This window comes from Klebsiella sp. MS 92-3 (assembly GCF_000195655.1).
GTDB lineage: Bacteria > Pseudomonadota > Gammaproteobacteria > Enterobacterales > Enterobacteriaceae > Klebsiella > Klebsiella pneumoniae.
In genome coordinates this window covers 28,842-44,356 of sequence record NZ_GL882794.1, presented here as the reverse complement: position 1 = coordinate 44,356, position 15,515 = coordinate 28,842, and the positions used below count along the sequence as shown (strand labels likewise).

Sequence of the window (15,515 nt, the reverse complement as noted above, 5' to 3'; positions counted from 1 at the left end):
GGGGGGGGGGGGGGGGGGGGGGGGGGAATGACTTACAGCGAGAGGGAATCCACCACGTTAATCCAGCCATGTTCGCTGGCCAGCGGTTGGCCATTCAGCCAGCGACGCAGCATGTTTAACGCCATCATAGCGCAGACTTCCTGGCGTACCGCCAGGCTGTGGCGGGTGGCGCTAAACTTCACCCGCAGTGCGAAGGTGCCGTCCGGGGTGGCCAGGGCCACGTTAAGATGATCGTTTTCCTGACCGCTCACCGCCAGAGCCAGGCCGGCAAAATGGTTTATGCGCCGCTCGGCCGCCCAGCGGGCCGCCTGCGCCAGCGTCTCCTCCTGCGCCGGAACGACTTCGCTGGCCAGCAGCGGCGCGCCGGCGCGGGACAGCTGGAGCGCCAGCAGGCCGCCGGTAAACTGCTCGCTGAGCGTCAGGCTCAGCTGCCGCTCCTGCAGACAGCGGGCGATCTGCGCGGGTAACCCTTCCGTACCTTCGAAAATCAGGCTGTCGCCAGCCACCTTACGCACCTCCGGCCACAGGGCCAGCATGGCGTCGCGCTGGTTGGCCGGTCCGGTTAGCTTGAGTTCAATGATCGGCATCGACGAGCGGTAACCCATCACCACGCCCGGAGGCAGCGTCAGCGGATTAAGACTTTGCGCCAGCTCGCTCTCCGAGCGGCCAAAGGTGGTCAAACGCAGGCATACCGGCGGGTCCGGCAGCGTAAAGCGCTGGCGCAGGCGCGGTAAAATTTCCTGCTCGACCATCACCTTAAATTCAGAGGGGACCCCGGGAGTGAAAAACATCAGGCAGCGGTTGAGCTGGATGGCAAAGCCACAGGCCGTACCGACCGGGTTGTTGATCATCTCGGCGCTGGCCGGGATTTCCGCCTGCTTACGGTTGCTTTCCGCCATCGGCCTGCCGCGCTCGGCAAAAAAGCGGGTCATGGTTTCCAGCCACTCCGGATGCAAAATAAGCCCTTCGCCTTTCGCAGTGGCGGCGGCCAGCGCGCTCAGGTCGTCGCTGGTTGGGCCGAGGCCGCCGTTGACGATCAGCACATCCGCCTGTTCGCTGCGTTCGCGCAGAATCGCCACCAGCGCATCGAGATCGTCGCCAACGGTATTGCGGCGCGTTAACGGTAAACCCTGATTAAAAAAGAAATCCGCCAGCCATGCCGCATTAGTATCAATAATTTGACCATGCAACACTTCATCGCCGGTGGACAGCATTTCCACATTCAACATTGCTCACTCCTTGCCTGCCAGGTGAGAAATACTATAACGCAAAGCGGGATGCTGACGAGGAGGAAAATCTGGCGCAGCAAGAAGATGCCGCGCCGGAAGAGATTAGAAGCTGGCGCTGGCGCCGATGTATGGGCCGTCGGCGATGGTGTTATCGCGGTTGCCATCTTTGCCCGCCAGGTTCAGGTAACGGTAGCCGGCCTGGATGCTAAGCGGACGCATAATGGTCCAGCTGGCGCCGACGTTGGCTTCCTGGTAGCTATCAATGCCGCTGGAGAGCGAATCCGGAGAGTAGTAATAATCGCCGTACAGGCGGAAGCTGTCGCCGATTTTCCACTGCAGGCCGCCGCCGACCGCGGCCGCATAACCTTCATCGCCCTGTTTCGGATTGGTGTAAATACCTTTACCACCCACGGTCGCGAGGAACGGCCCCAGCGGAATATTGAGTCCCAGGCCTAAACCCGCGGCGTCGCCGTCGTTATCGCTGTGCAGCCAGTTACCCGAAACGGCCAGGCCGGTGGACTCGGTGCCGAAGCCGACGCCAAGGTTGGTGTAATGCTCGCCGGCTTCACCGGTAACGCTAATCGCATGGGCCGCCGAAGAAACCATCATCACGCCCGCCAGCGCCATAAAAATGCTTTTTTTCATTATTTACTCTATCCAGAAAATTAAAATCAAAGAAGTCCCGAAAAAACCTGAAAATTCTACTGCGCACCCATCAGGAATCAATGACCTGGCGAAATGAATTTTCACAAGAGTGTAACCAGTTGCGTATTTTTACGGCATCGAGCGTTGCCAGAACCACGAACAGCCTATTCAACGCCAGTAATATTCATGTTTATTATGATTAACGCTGACACATTGACGAAAACAGAGAGCTGGCGCCGCACGATCGGCGCGGCGCGGGGGGATAAGGGAATAATTAATGCTGCAGCCGGGCCAGACATTCCGGGGCGAGGCCGGTCAGTTTCGCCACCAGCGACAGGTCGAGTCCGTTAGCAAGCATCGCCCGGGCGATACGCTCCGCGGTCTGCTGCTCACCTTGCTCGATACCTTGTTCGATACCTTGCTGTAGACCTTGTTCAAGACCTTGCTTTAATCCTTGCTGATGGCCGCGTTGTTCCAGAAACTGGGCAATATTCATTAGCGTCTCCTTATGCGGCCGCCGGGGAACGTTTTGCGCAAGATGGCGCAAAAAAGCAACCGGATCGGCGGCGTTTCCTGCCTGTAATAAATAGTGCAACAGCGTCTTAAGCTGCCTGCGGCTAGTGTATCCCAGCGCCAGGAGCCTGACCAGTTGCTCATGCAGGTCCATCAAATCCCGCTGGCGAATATGCTTCTGCAGCAGCTCCAGCATCGCCACGCGCCGGTGGCGCATGATTTCATCGTCCGGGGTGCTAGTGATATCAATTAAGGGAAAATCTTCACCATAGACCCGCCGCGCGATGTCCGGATCGGCAAAGCCTGCCAGCCAGCACATCGGGTAAGGCCAGGGAGAAACGCGACCATGATAAAACAGCAGCGGGATCACCAGCGGCAGCTGCGTATGCCCTTTATCCAGATGACGCTGCATCGCGGCTATCGCATAGCGCATCAGGCGAAATGCCATATGGCGGTCCGCCGAGCTTTGGTGCTCTATCAACAGATAGATATAGCCCTCCCCCGCCTGCGTTTGCAGCGAGTAAAGGATATCGGAATGACTCGCCCGCAGTTCGTCGTCGATAAAGCTCCCGGACTCCAGCCGCAGCGTGTTCAGGTTACATAACGCGCGCAGCGGTGCGGGAAGGTGAATGTCCAGAAAATCCCTGGCCGTCGCCCGATGCGACAGCAGGTGTTTAAATACAGCATCGTGGGGGGAATTCGTCGCCCTTTCCATGGCGGTGCTCCATACAATCATTTTCGCTTAACGTAGCACTCAACAAGACCTGAACTGTATTTCGCTTGCAGTTTACCGAGGCGGCTCGCAAACTATTTCACCAGCATACCGCCCCATCCCTCTGCAGGAGAAAACCCATGCGCCACAGGACGATTGTTTGCCCGCTGATCGAGAATAAAGGCCATTATCTGCTTTGCAAAATGGCCGCCGACCGAGGGGTTTTTCCCGGGCAATGGGCCTTATCCGGCGGCGTGGAGCCAGGGGAACGTATTGAAGAGGCGCTGCGGCGGGAAATACGCGAAGAGCTCGGCGAAAAACTCATCCTTACCCATATCGCGCCATGGTGCTTTCGCGACGATACCCGCGTCAAAACCTACCCCGACGGGCATCAGGAAACGATCTACATGATCTATCTCATCTTCAACTGCGTGAGCGCCAATCGCGATGTGACGATCAACGAGGAGTTTGACGATTACGCCTGGGTCAAAGCCGAAGATCTCAAAAACTACGATCTTAATGCCGCCACCCGCGTTACTCTCAGCCTGAAAGGGCTACTTTAGTCCAGCATACCGCGTTCAACCCACCCGGCGTTATGCCGCGGGATAATGCGGGTGGCTACGATACGGTCGCATGCGTCTGCTGCCTGACCCACTCGCACAGCGCCCGGCGCGAAATCTTAATCCCGCCGTTTTTTAACGTTTCCGGCAACCGCAGCCAACGCACCGGCTGCTGAAAACGCGCTAACCGCTCAGCGCTCCATGCCGCCAGCGCGCTCAACTCGCAGCCGTCATCGCATTCCACCACCGCTACCGGGCGCTGGCCGTATTCCGCATCATCCAGCGGCACGATAAACACCTGCTGTACCTGTGGATGGGCGAGTATCACACGCTCGACCTCTTCCGGTTGAATACCTTCTCCACCGCTAAAAAAGAGGTTATCCAGTCGCCCAACAACCGTCAGCCGACCGTTATGCAATGCTCCGCGATCGCGCGTCGCAAACCAGCCTTCATTGTTGGTTAATGACAACAATTGACCATCCCGCCAGTAGCCTGCGGCCATACTCGACGCCCGCAGCCAGATCTCGCCGGCGACAATTTTCACCTCTCGCCCCGGCAGCGCTTCGCCAACATCCGCAGCGCCGTCGGCCTCTTTGGCACACACGGTGGAGGCGAATTCGGTGAGGCCATAGCCGCAGAAGCTGCGTATGCCCTGCTTTCGCGCCCGTTCAGTCAATTCGACCGGGATCGACGCGCCGCCGAGCAGCACCGCCTTGAGGGAAACCGCAGCATCATCATTCAGCAGGCGCCATAGCTGAGTCGGCACCAGCGAAGCATGGGTACAGCCGTGCAGCATCTGCGCCAGCGGCTGTTTGTCACATACCGTAAGTCGCGCGCCGGCCAGCAGCCAGCGCCAGACGATCCCCTGACCGGAGACATGGAACAACGGCAGCGACAGCAGCCAGTCATCTCCTGCGGCAAACGGCATCAGCGCCAGCACGCCAGCCGCGCTGGCCAGATGGGCGCTGGCGCTATGTACCGCCGCTTTCGGCAGGCCGATTGAACCGGAGGTCAACGTCATCGACACCAACCGATCGCCATGCCAGCAAACAGCATGCTCGCCCTCGACCAACTGCAGGGTTAACATCGGTAAATTCCCCGGCAACACATCGCCATTCAGTACCAGCTGATGCTGCATGGTTAACGCGGGTAACAACGCCTGCAGCAACACCGCTGGCAGCTGCGGATTCAGCGGCAGCACCCGCGCCCCGCACTGCAGCAGCGCCAGCCATGCCAGCAGAGTTTCCGGCTGGTTATAGGCCCGGAGCGCCACGCCCTGCCCTTCCATTACGCCCTGCGCGGCAAAACCAGACGCCAGCGCGTCAACCCGCGCGCATAGCTCCCGCCAGGTCAACGGCTGGTTATTCAGACGTAAGGCGAGGGCCTCTCCGCGCCGCTGACGCCAGTGCCGCCAGGGCCAGTCGTTAAAGGTCACAGCAGCGGCTCCAGCGCATCAATGTTGAGCACCGGCAGCGTACTTTCGGGCCACGGCCGTACCAGCTGGGCGCCCATCAGCGACAGCGTATCCAGCCCAGGAATAGTCTGCGGCGTCAGCCAGGCGGCAATCCGGGCCAGCTGGGTTAAGCCGAGACTGGACTCGATCGACGAGCTGATCACTACGCTCAACCCCAGCGCATGCGCCGCGGCGACCTGTTGCTGCACCTTCTGCAAACTGCCGGTTAGCGTCGGTTTGATCACCACCGCGCGCACGCCCGGCTCAGCGACAAAGCGGAAATCCGCCTCGCGCAGGCTTTCATCCCAGGCGATAGCGATCCCTGTCTCGCGGCTAAAGGCCCGAGAATCCTCCCGCGTTTTGCAAGGTTCTTCAAGAAAAGCAATGCGCTGGCGGTACGCCGGATTAACGTATTTGGCGAACTGTTGCGCTTTGAGCGGCGTCCAGGCGCGGTTGGCATCGAGCCGCAGCTGCAGGTCGGGGATCGCCTCCAGCAGCAGATTGACCACCATACCGTCGCGGACCGCCTCCCAGAGGCCAACTTTGACCTTAGCGCCCTTCTCGCCGGGCATCGCCGCCAGTCTGGCGAATAGCTCATCCGGATCGCCGGAGCAGAGCGGCGCCGCGCGATAATCCGCGGCCTGCGGTAGTTCGCCGCCAAGCTCCGCCTGCGCGCAGCTGATGCCAAACGCGACGGAGGGCTGCGTGGGAAGCGGCGGCTCGGCGCCGTCGCGCCAGGCCTGTGCCCACGCTAACAGCGCCATTTGCGCCTCTTCCAGCGTCTCGACACTGAATCCCGGCAGGGGAGAAATTTCGCCCCAGCCTTCGCGTTCCCCCTCCTGCAGGCGGATGAACAGCCCGTCGCGGGTTTTTAACCGCCGCTCGCGCAGCACCACGCCCGCGTCCATCGGTATCTGCCAGCGGTAAACCTGCGAAACGCGCATTATGGATTCCGTTTAAATTTGCTGAAGTCCGGCTGACGTTTCTGGTTGAAGGCGTTGCGTCCTTCCTGCCCCTCTTCCGTCATATAGAACAGCATGGTGGCGTTGCCCGCCAGCTCCTGCAGACCAGCCTGGCCGTCGCAGTCGGCGTTCAGCGCCGCTTTCAGGCAGCGCAAGGCCATCGGGCTGTTCTGCAGCATTTCACGACACCAGCGCACGGTCTCTTTTTCCAGATCCGCCAGCGGTACCACGGTATTCACCAGCCCCATGTCCAGCGCCTGCTGAGCGTCATACTGGCGGCACAGGAACCAGATTTCGCGCGCTTTTTTCTGCCCGACGATCCGCGCCATATAGGAGGCGCCCCAGCCGCCGTCGAAAGAGCCGACTTTTGGCCCGGTCTGGCCGAAGATGGCGTTTTCCGCCGCGATAGTCAGATCGCACATCATATGCAGCACGTGACCGCCGCCGATAGAGTAGCCGGCCACCATCGCGACCACCGGTTTTGGACAGGTGCGGATCTGACGCTGGAAGTCGAGCACGTTAAGATGATGAACGCCGGAGTCGTCCTGATAGCCGCCGTAGTCGCCGCGGACTTTCTGGTCGCCGCCGGCGCAGAAGGCTTTCTCACCTTGACCGGTCAGCACGATGACGCCGATATTGTCGTCATACCGGGCATCCGCCAGCGCCTGGATCATCTCTTTGACGGTCAGCGGGCGGAAGGCGTTGCGCACCTGCGGACGATTAATGGTGATTTTGGCAATCCCGTCAGTCGATTTGTGATAGCGAATATCGGTATAGCCTTCGGAGCAATCGTGCCATTCAACGGGGGCGTAGAGCATTGCTTCATCAAGAGAGATCATAGAATGTCCTTCAGTTAACTTGCCAGAATCTGCGCCAGACAGGCAATCACCGCCGCCGGGTTGTCCCGGTGCGCGTTGTGTCCGGCATGGTGAATAAGATGGAGATCCGCCGCGAGCGTCTGCGCGATGGCGCGAAACTTCGCGTCGCGCTCGCCGCACAGGTAGTGAAAAGGAAAATCGCGCGCCTGCAGAGACGCGCGCAGATCGGCCTGCGAGGCAAGGGAGGTTGCCTGCAGCATCGCCGCCAGCGTCGCGCCGTTGTTCCGGCTGCGTAAGGCGACCAATGACTCACGCTGCGCGGCATTCAGCGAAGCGAAGACCGGCTGCTGATACCAGTCGGCAAAGACCTGCTCAAGCGGCTCGCGGCGAAAACGTTCCGCCCAGGCGCTGTCATTGCTGCGCCGCGCCTGCCGCGCCTCTGCATCCTGCAGGCCCGGATGGCCGCCTTCAACGATCAGCCCGCGCATGCCTACGCGCGGCTGGCTGGCGAAGTTCATTGCCACCCGGCCGCCCAGCGAGTAGCCGATCAGCCAATACTTATGTATGTTGTAACTATTAAGCGTAGACTGCAGCAGAGTATTGACCCCGGCAAAGTCCTGCACCGCGATATCCGCGGAGCCGCCGTGCCCCGGCAGATCGAGGTACAACCGCGGCCAGGCGGGAAAGGCGTCGCCCACTTTCCGCCACTCGTTGCGGTCGCCGGAAAAACCGTGCAGAAACACCAGCCAGGGATAGCCCGGCTGGCCGTTGTCGACAGCAGCGCTGAGGATCACAGGCGACTTACCTGCGCCAGCAGCTGCTGGAGGGTCTGCGCGCCGTCGGTCTCATTGACCGCCAGCTCAATCACCGTCGCCCCTGCCCTGCGCCAGGCGCCGGCCAGCGCCTCATCCAGCGACGGCCAGTCATCAGGGCGATGATAGGCCAGGCCGAACATCGCCGCCGCGTGGCTGAAATCCACGTCCTGCGGCATTAAATAGAACTGACGGCGTTCGTCCTGCGGCGTCGGCAGCATAGAAAAAATCTGCCCGCCGTTGTTATTCACCACGATCAGCACCAGCGGCGCCGACGCCTGGCGCAGCAGGGCCAGCGAGTTGAGATCGTAGAGCGCGGAGAGATCGCCAACGATGGCCAGCGTCGGTCGGGCGCTGGCGCGCTGCACGCCGGCCGCAGTGGCGATCAGGCCATCGATGCCGCTGGCGCCGCGGTTGCTGTAGACCGGATACCCGGCCGGTAGCTGCGCCAGGGCGTCGATCAGGCGCACCACCAGGCTGTTGCCAACAAACAATTGGCCCTGCTCCGGCAGATAGCCCCGAATACGCTGCGCCAGCTGCGCTTCGCCAAAAGGCTCGTTGCTGGCGACTGCAGCCTGCCACGCCTGCCCGGCAAGCTGTGGGATCACCGTCGCCCACGGCTGGCGTTTCTCCGCCGGATGTAATTCGAGCCAGCGCTCAACGCTTGAGAGCAGACGGCGACCGCGGTGCTGCGCCGGGTCGAGGCGACCGGGCAGATTATCCACCAGCCAGTATTCATCCGGCTCGCAGGTCGCCTGCCACTGGAGCACGCGTTTGCCGGTCAGGCTGCTGCCGAGTTGCACGACGATCTGCGCCTGCGCCAGCTCGCTGACCGCTTTGCCGTTGCCCAGCCACAGGTCAGCGCACGGCAGCGGCTGCCCGGTCTGCGACAGGACATCGCCGATCAGCGGCCAGCCGAGGGTCTGCGCCCACTCAGCGACCTTTTTCCCTTCCGCGGCGCTCATTCTGCCCGCCACGACGACGCCGCGTTTTTGTCGCCAGAAGAACCAGTCGCGCTGCTTCTCGCTCTCTAACTGCAGCGCCTGGCGCAGCCAGGGTTTGTCGCTCTGCCACCAGTTGCCGAGCTGCTGCTGCCACTCCACGCCGGTCTCATCCATATCACCATACAGCGGTTCAGCGAACGGACAGTTAATATGCACCCCGCCGGCGTGCAGCGCCCCCAGCGCCTGGTCGATGGTTGAGACCAGCCAGCGGGCAGGAATATCCTGCGAGGGACGCGGCAAAGAAATCGTCTGCGCAGGATGGGAGGCAAACATCCCCGGCTGGCGGATAGCCTGGTTCGCGCCGCAGTCGATCAGCTCCGGCGGACGGTCGGCGGTTAACAGGATCAGCTTTTCACCGGTGAGCCCTGCCTCAATCAGCGCCGGATAGAGGTTTGCGGTGGCGGTCCCGGAGGTGACTATCCCCGCCACCGGCTGCCGGCTGGCCTTCGCCAGTCCGAGCGCCAGGTGGCCGAGGCCGCGTTCGTCGAAATGGGTATGATGGATAAAGGCGCGGTTTTCCGCCGCCGCCAGGGTTAAGGGTGTCGAGCGCGAGCCCGGCGCGATGCAGATATGCTGCACGCCATGGCGCGTTAAAGCTTCCAGGATCACCGCCGCCCAGCGTCGGTTAAATGCGCTTACTGACATGAAATTGTCCGGTATCAAATATTGATGCTAAGTATAGATAAGGCAAAGTGACGTCGTTTTGATATGCATCGTCATTCAAGCTTTATGGACACAGCAGCGAGCGCAGCCCGGCCGCTTTGTTGTCAATCTCCTGCCACTCCTGCTGTGCATCAGAGCCGCTGACGATCCCCGCCCCGGCATACAGCCGCAGGGTGTCGTGGTTCACTTTCGCCGAACGCAGCGCCACGCAAAACTCGCTTTGCGCCAGTGACAGATACCCGGCGGACCCGGCGTACCATTCGCGGGAAAACGGTTCATGACGCTGAATGAACGCCAGCGCCGCCCGGCGCGGCAGGCCGGCCACCGCGGCGGTGGGCTGCAGCTGCAGCTGACAGCGGCTGTCGTCAGGCGCCGCCAGCTCGGTCCAGATGCAGCGTCGGAGATGCTGCACCTTACGCAGCCTCACCACCTGCGGCGGCAGGACGTCCAGCGTCGAGGCCTCACTCTGCAGGCGCTGGCAGATATCCTCTACTACCAGCATGTTTTCCCGCTGGTTTTTGTCGTCTTTCATCAGCCAGTCGGCCAGTTGCTGCGCCTTCGCGTCTTCCTGATGGTTCGCGACGGTCCCCGCCAGCGCTTCGGTGCGCAGCAGCGCGCCGCGCCGGCGCCACAGCCGTTCCGGCGTGGAGCCGAAAAATGCCTGCCGGGCATTGAACGCCATCAGGAAATGAAAACAGTTAAGATTGCTGCGCCGGCTAGCCGCCATGATGCTCACGGCGTCCAGCGGGGCGGCAAACTGCAGGTCGGTTGCCCGCGCCAGCACTACTTTATCCATTTCACCGGCGCTGATCGCCTTAGTCGCCCGCGCAATCATTGCCTGCCATTGAGGATAGTCGGATGAGTGGCGCTCGCTCAGCAACGGCGGTATGGCGCCGGGAGTCGCCTGAGTGGTTGTCAGGCTGGCGAGAAACGCGCGGGCCGTCGCGGCATCCTCACGCAGGGAGATATCACTATGCAGCACCAGCCGCAGCACGGCCCTGCCGCCGCACCGGCGCCACTCCAGACGCGGCAGCGCCAGGCTGCCCTGCTGCGGTTCAAACGCATTCAGGCCGCAGATACGCAGATCCTGCCGGCCGGCCTGGCGTAAAAAGCGGTTCGCCGCGTCGAGCGAGGTAAAGGTTTTTACCGCCCCCAGCGTCGCCAGTTCCTCATCGCCATTGCGCTGCTGCCAGTAAAACTGCGGCCATTGCGCCTGCTGGCCGCACCATAGTAGCGGATCGAAGGCATCATTCAGCGGAAAGGCAACATCGATAATTCGCGTGCCGGGCGAGTCTGGAAATGACTCGCCCAGGCCGTCTTGCAAACGGGCCAGCGCAGTGGAAACAGACAGCACGCAAACCTCCACGGTAGTAAAACCCCACATTATAAGGGGTTCGACGACGGAATAGCAGTACCCATGATGAGGGAGCGGGTTTTATCTTACCCGCTCGCCGGGCCAGAGCTGCGCGTGGACGAGGGTGCAGAGGAGTCAGACAGCGCGCTTTTCTCGCGCCATGCCAATGTGGGGGATGCCATCCTCATCATAGACCTCGGTCACCGGCGTAAAACCGAAGTGGGCGTAAAAGGATTGCAGGTGCGCCTGCGCCCCGAGGTAAATCGCCTTTTGCGGCCAGTGCTGCTGACAGCTGGCCAGCGCCTGCTCCATCAGCTGATAGCCGAGCTTCGCACCACGGGCGGCGGGGCTGACGATGACCCGGCCAATCACCACCGGCGCAAACTCCTCTTCGCTTTTGAGGATCCGCGCGTAGGCCACCAGTTCGCCATCGCGCCAGCCGAGCAGATGGCGATTTTCACCAACCAAATCATCGCCGTCGACATCCTGATAGACGCACTGCTGCTCTACGACAAAGACTTCACTGCGCAATTTCAGCAGCGCATACAGCTGGGGAACGGTGAGTTCACTATGGTGGAGATCCTGCCAGGTCATCATCTGCTGCTCCTTATTGATATACTGATACTTTGCGACTCGCCCTGAGGACACTGGACGATGGAATTAACTTTTTTGGGGACATCCGCCGGGGTGCCGACCCGCACGCGTAATATGACGTCGATAATACTGAATTTGCAACAGCCGACCCGCGCCGAAATGTGGTTGTTTGACTGCGGCGAAGGGACCCAGCATCAGTTTCTTCACACGCCCTACCATCCCGGCAAACTGAATAAGATTTTTATTACCCATCTGCACGGCGACCACCTGTTCGGCCTGCCCGGTCTGCTGTGCAGCCGCTCGATGCAGGGAAACTCTCTGCCCCTCACCCTCTACGGGCCAAAAGGACTCAAAGAGTTTGTTGAGACCGCGCTGCGCCTGAGCGGTTCGTGGACCGACTATCCGCTCACCATCATCGAAGTCGGCCCTGGTCTGGTGTTCGACGAAGAGGGCTATCGGGTCACCGCGTATCCGCTCAGCCATCCGGTGGAGTGCTATGGGTATCGCATTGCGCAGCATGACAAGCCCGGCACCCTCGACGCCGCCCAGCTGATTGCCGATGGCGTGCCTCCCGGGCCGCTGTTCCATCAACTCAAGCGCGGACAGCGCGTCGAGCTGGCAGATGGCCGGGTCATTGACGGCAGCCGCTATCTGGGGCCAGCAACCCCGGGTAAAACGCTGGCCATCTTCGGCGATACCGCCCCCTGCCCGCAGGCGCTGGAGATGGCTCGCGGGGCGGATGTAATGGTCCACGAAACCACCCTTGAGCAGGCGATGGCGGAGAAAGCCAATAGCCGCGGCCACTCTTCCAGTCAGCAGACCGCGGCGCTTGCCAAAGAAGCGGGGGTCGGTACGCTGATCGCCACCCACTTTAGCTCGCGCTACGATGCCGAAGGCTGTCTGCGTATGCTGGCGGAATGCCGGGAGATTTTCCCTAACACGCTGCTGGCGGAAGACTTTATGGTCTACAAGATGGCGTAAAATCCGGGCATAAAAAAACCGCCATCCCGGCGGTTTTTTATTGAGTCAATCAACTTACATCAGCGGCGTCGCCAGCTGCACGATGCTAATCAGCGGCTGCGGCCAGATACCGAGCACCAGCACCAGCAGCGCGGAGATCAGCACCACGATACCGCCGGCGCTGTACTGCCAGTTTGACGGCGCATCGCGATTCAGTTGCTCCGGCGCGCTCAGGTACAGGCTCACTGCCACGCGCAGGTAGTAGTAGAGACCGATCGCCGAGCCGACAACCACCGCGGCAACCAGCCACCACAGATGCGCATGCACACCGACGGCCAGCACGTAGAACTTACCGATAAAGCCGAGGGTCATCGGGATGCCGGCCAGGGAGAGCATCATCACCGTCATCACAGCCGACAGGATCGGACGGTGCCAGAACAGGCCGCGGTAGGAGAACAGCGAGTCAGCATCCGGGCCGCGGTACGGGCTGGACATCAGGCTGACCACGCCGAACGCGCCGAGGCTGCTGAACAGGTAACCGGCCAGGTAGACGCCCACGGCTTCCATCGACATTTCACCGCTCTGCAGGGCAATCAGCGCCACCAGCAGATAGCCGAGATGGGAGATGGAAGAGTAACCGAGCAGGCGCTTAATGTTGGTCTGGCTCAGCGCCATCAGGTTACCGAAGATGATAGAGGCGAAGGCGATCAGGCCCAGCACCACGCGTACCGCTTCGCTGTTGCCCACCGGCATGTACAGGAACAGACGCATCACTACGCCGAAGATAGCGATCTTGCTGGCGGTCGCCAGGAAGGTGGAGACCGGCGCAGGCGCCCCCTGGTAAACGTCCGGCGTCCACAGGTGGAACGGCACCAGCGACAGTTTAAAGCCAAGACCGACAATCATCAGGCCAAGACCCGCCAGCAGCAGCGGCTCGTGCAGCATGTTGTCCGCCAGGCTTTTGCCCAGCGCGAGGAAGGACAGGTTGCCGGAGTTCGCATACACCAGCGCCATACCGAACAGCAGGAAGGACGAAGCTGCCGCGGAGAGGATGGTGTATTTGATGCTCGCTTCCAGCGAACGCTTCTGGCGGAAGGCGTAACCAACCAGGCCGAACAGCGGCAGCGAAATCAGCTCAATACCGAGGAACAGCGCCGCCAGATGATTCGCACCGGCCAGCAGAATGCCGCCCAGGGCGGCGATCAGCACCAGCAGGTAGAACTCTTCTTTGTTGTCCTTGTAACCCTCAAGCCACGGGTAGGCGAAAGTACAGGTCGCGAGGCTCGCCAGCAGCACCAGACCGGTGTAAAGCATGGCGTAGCCGTCAACGCGGATCAGCGGCGTGACGTCCATCGCCCCGTTCTGGCCGACGAACCAGAGCGAGACCAGCGCGGCGTTAAGTCCAAGAACCGACAGCGTGGCATTGAGAAAATGATTGCGTCGCCACGCAATGGAGAGCATCACAACCACCACCGTCAAGCCGACGATCAGCAGCGGTAGCAGTGCGATCAGTTGTTGTGGAGTTATTGTCATGGCGAATTACGGCCTTGTAGTAGAAACAGAATTAACAAACCACTGCTGAATGTTGCTCATCGCAGCATGCGAGGTGTCGAGGATCGGCTGCGGGAAGAAGCCCAACAGCACCAGCAGCACCACCAGCAGCAGGATGATAGACAGTTCACGCAGGGACATCCCCGGCAACTCTTTCGCCGCCACTTCGCTCTTCGCTTTACCGAAGTAAGCGCGATGTAACATCGACAGCGAGTAAACGGACGCGAATACCAGACCAAAGGTGGAGATGACGGTGATCGTCGGCACCACTTTATAGCTGCCGAACAGGATCATAAATTCGCCGACGAAGTTACCGGTGCCCGGCATCCCCAGGGTGGCGACCGCGAAGAACATCGACATCGCCGGCAGCCATTTAATTTTGCTCCACAAGCCGCCCATCTGGCGCATATCGCGGGTGTGCAGACGTTCGTACAGCTGGCCGCACAGAATGAACAGACCCGCCGCGGACAGACCGTGAGCAATCATCTGGATCACCGCTCCCTGATAGGCCAGCTGGCTGCCGGTGTAGATAGCAATCAGCACGAAGCCCATGTGGGACACGGAGGTGTAGGCGATCAGGCGTTTAATATCGGTCTGGGCGAAGGCCATCCACGCGCCGTAGAAGATACCGATCACGCCCAGCCACATGGCGATGGGCGCAAACTCGGCGGAGGCATTCGGGAACAGCGGCAGCGCAAAGCGCAGCAGGCCGTAGGCGGCGGTTTTCAGCAGGATCCCCGCGAGGTCGACAGAGCCGGCGGTCGGCGCCTGGGAGTGAGCGTCCGGCAGCCAGCCGTGCAGCGGCACCACCGGCATTTTCACCGCGAAGGCGATGAAGAAGCCGAGCATCAGCAGGTATTCCACGCCGTGAGACATCGGGGTTTTCAGCAGATCTTCATAGTTGAAGGTCCACACGCCGGTGGCGTTGAAGTGGACGAAGGCCAGCGCCAGAATGGCAATCAGCATCACCAGACCGCTCGCCTGGGTATAGATGAAGAACTTGGTAGCCGCTGTGATACGCGTTTTACCGTCCGAGGCTTTGTGGCCCCACAGCGCGATCAGGAAGTACATCGGCACCAACATCATTTCCCAGAAGAAGAAGAACAGGAACATGTCGATGGCGAGGAACACGCCGATAACGCCGCCCAGGATCCACATCAGGTTGAGGTGGAAGAAGCCCTGGTATTTTTCGATTTCACGCCACGAACAGAGCACCGCCAGCACGCCGAGGAGACCGGTCAGCACCACCATCAGCAGCGACAGGCCGTCGATCGCCAGATGGATGCTAATGCCGAAGCGTGGGATCCACGGCAGCACGAATTCCGACTGCCATTGCGGAATACCCGCGGATTGCGTCAGAGAATAGCCGCCCTGCATCCACAGCTGCAGGCCAAGCACCAGCGTCAGTCCCATGGTAATCAGCGCGATCCAGCGCGGCACTTTCACGCCAAAGCGTTCGGTCTGCCAGCACAGGAAGCCGCCGATAAAGGGAATTAATATTAGCCAGGGTAGTAACATGGCGATTTTTATTCCTTGTTAAAGTCCCGTTCAGGACCGATTTTCAACGAATTCGACTACATTCACGTTTGAGTGCGGTTTGTTGTGTCGGGTGGCGCTTCGCTTACCCGACCTACGGTCTCGTAGGCCCGGTAAGCGAAGCGCCACCGGGCAAAACCGCGCGATCA

Annotated in this window: 14 protein-coding genes; 2 read left to right on the top strand and 12 right to left on the bottom strand. The window is 60.8% G+C overall.

The window, feature by feature from the left end; translation table 11 throughout:
• Window positions 1–32 precede the first annotated feature (32 nt).
• The 3 genes from HMPREF9538_RS16440 to HMPREF9538_RS16455 form a co-directional block, all read right to left on the bottom strand.
• Complete coding sequence (locus HMPREF9538_RS16440; protein WP_009484775.1) at window positions 33–1,229, bottom strand: nicotinamide mononucleotide deamidase-related protein YfaY; 1,197 nt, start codon at window positions 1,227–1,229, stop codon at window positions 33–35.
• A gap of 102 nt (window positions 1,230–1,331) precedes the next feature.
• Complete coding sequence (locus tag HMPREF9538_RS16445) at window positions 1,332–1,874, bottom strand: YfaZ family outer membrane protein (protein WP_002913070.1); 543 nt, start codon at window positions 1,872–1,874, stop codon at window positions 1,332–1,334.
• A 274-nt stretch (window positions 1,875–2,148) separates the two neighbouring features.
• The gene (locus HMPREF9538_RS16455) at window positions 2,149–3,102 is read right to left on the bottom strand and encodes an Rpn family recombination-promoting nuclease/putative transposase (protein ID WP_002913072.1); all 954 of its coding nucleotides are present in this window, start codon (window positions 3,100–3,102) and stop codon (window positions 2,149–2,151) included.
• A gap of 137 nt (window positions 3,103–3,239) precedes the next feature.
• Between HMPREF9538_RS16455 and nudI the strand changes: the two genes are divergently transcribed.
• Window positions 3,240–3,662: a nucleoside triphosphatase NudI gene (nudI, locus tag HMPREF9538_RS16460; RefSeq protein ID WP_009484772.1), complete on the top strand. Its 423-nt coding sequence runs from the start codon at window positions 3,240–3,242 to the stop codon at window positions 3,660–3,662.
• 55 nt (window positions 3,663–3,717) lie between these two features.
• Here the strand turns inward: nudI and menE are convergent, their stop codons facing one another.
• The 7 genes from menE to HMPREF9538_RS16495 all read right to left on the bottom strand — a co-directional run bounded on the left by menE (window position 3,718) and on the right by HMPREF9538_RS16495 (window position 11,322).
• Window positions 3,718–5,094: an o-succinylbenzoate--CoA ligase gene (gene menE, locus HMPREF9538_RS16465; RefSeq protein WP_004175021.1), complete on the bottom strand. Its 1,377-nt coding sequence runs from the start codon at window positions 5,092–5,094 to the stop codon at window positions 3,718–3,720.
• Entirely contained in the window at window positions 5,091–6,056 is a 966-nt protein-coding gene (gene menC, locus HMPREF9538_RS16470; protein WP_009484771.1) for an o-succinylbenzoate synthase, read from the bottom strand. Before menC ends, menE begins: the two co-directional genes overlap by 4 nt.
• Window positions 6,056–6,913, bottom strand: coding sequence for a 1,4-dihydroxy-2-naphthoyl-CoA synthase (menB, locus tag HMPREF9538_RS16475; RefSeq protein ID WP_009484770.1), 858 nt, complete (start codon window positions 6,911–6,913; stop codon window positions 6,056–6,058). Before menB ends, menC begins: the two co-directional genes overlap by 1 nt.
• 14 nt (window positions 6,914–6,927) lie before the next feature.
• Window positions 6,928–7,686 carry a 2-succinyl-6-hydroxy-2,4-cyclohexadiene-1-carboxylate synthase gene (gene menH, locus HMPREF9538_RS16480; protein ID WP_009484769.1) on the bottom strand — a complete coding sequence of 253 codons (759 nt, stop codon included), beginning with the start codon at window positions 7,684–7,686 and terminating at the stop codon, window positions 6,928–6,930.
• Entirely contained in the window at window positions 7,683–9,353 is a 1,671-nt protein-coding gene (gene menD, locus HMPREF9538_RS16485; RefSeq protein WP_009484768.1) for a 2-succinyl-5-enolpyruvyl-6-hydroxy-3-cyclohexene-1-carboxylic-acid synthase, read from the bottom strand. The genes menH and menD overlap by 4 nt, the downstream gene beginning before the upstream one ends.
• Window positions 9,354–9,435: 82 nt before the next feature.
• Window positions 9,436–10,725 carry an isochorismate synthase MenF gene (gene menF / locus HMPREF9538_RS16490; protein ID WP_004214598.1) on the bottom strand — a complete coding sequence of 430 codons (1,290 nt, stop codon included), beginning with the start codon at window positions 10,723–10,725 and terminating at the stop codon, window positions 9,436–9,438.
• Between the two features lie 135 nt (window positions 10,726–10,860).
• Window positions 10,861–11,322 carry a GNAT family N-acetyltransferase gene (locus HMPREF9538_RS16495; RefSeq protein ID WP_004184987.1) on the bottom strand — a complete coding sequence of 154 codons (462 nt, stop codon included), beginning with the start codon at window positions 11,320–11,322 and terminating at the stop codon, window positions 10,861–10,863.
• Between the two features lie 57 nt (window positions 11,323–11,379).
• Between HMPREF9538_RS16495 and rnz the strand changes: the two genes are divergently transcribed.
• The gene (rnz, locus tag HMPREF9538_RS16500) at window positions 11,380–12,300 is read left to right on the top strand and encodes a ribonuclease Z (protein ID WP_004214593.1); all 921 of its coding nucleotides are present in this window, start codon (window positions 11,380–11,382) and stop codon (window positions 12,298–12,300) included.
• A 54-nt stretch (window positions 12,301–12,354) separates the two neighbouring features.
• Here the strand turns inward: rnz and nuoN are convergent, their stop codons facing one another.
• The gene (gene nuoN, locus HMPREF9538_RS16505; protein ID WP_004151107.1) at window positions 12,355–13,812 is read right to left on the bottom strand and encodes an NADH-quinone oxidoreductase subunit NuoN; all 1,458 of its coding nucleotides are present in this window, start codon (window positions 13,810–13,812) and stop codon (window positions 12,355–12,357) included.
• A gap of 6 nt (window positions 13,813–13,818) precedes the next feature.
• Window positions 13,819–15,348: an NADH-quinone oxidoreductase subunit M gene (nuoM, locus tag HMPREF9538_RS16510; RefSeq protein WP_002913146.1), complete on the bottom strand. Its 1,530-nt coding sequence runs from the start codon at window positions 15,346–15,348 to the stop codon at window positions 13,819–13,821.
• Window positions 15,349–15,515 lie beyond the last annotated feature (167 nt).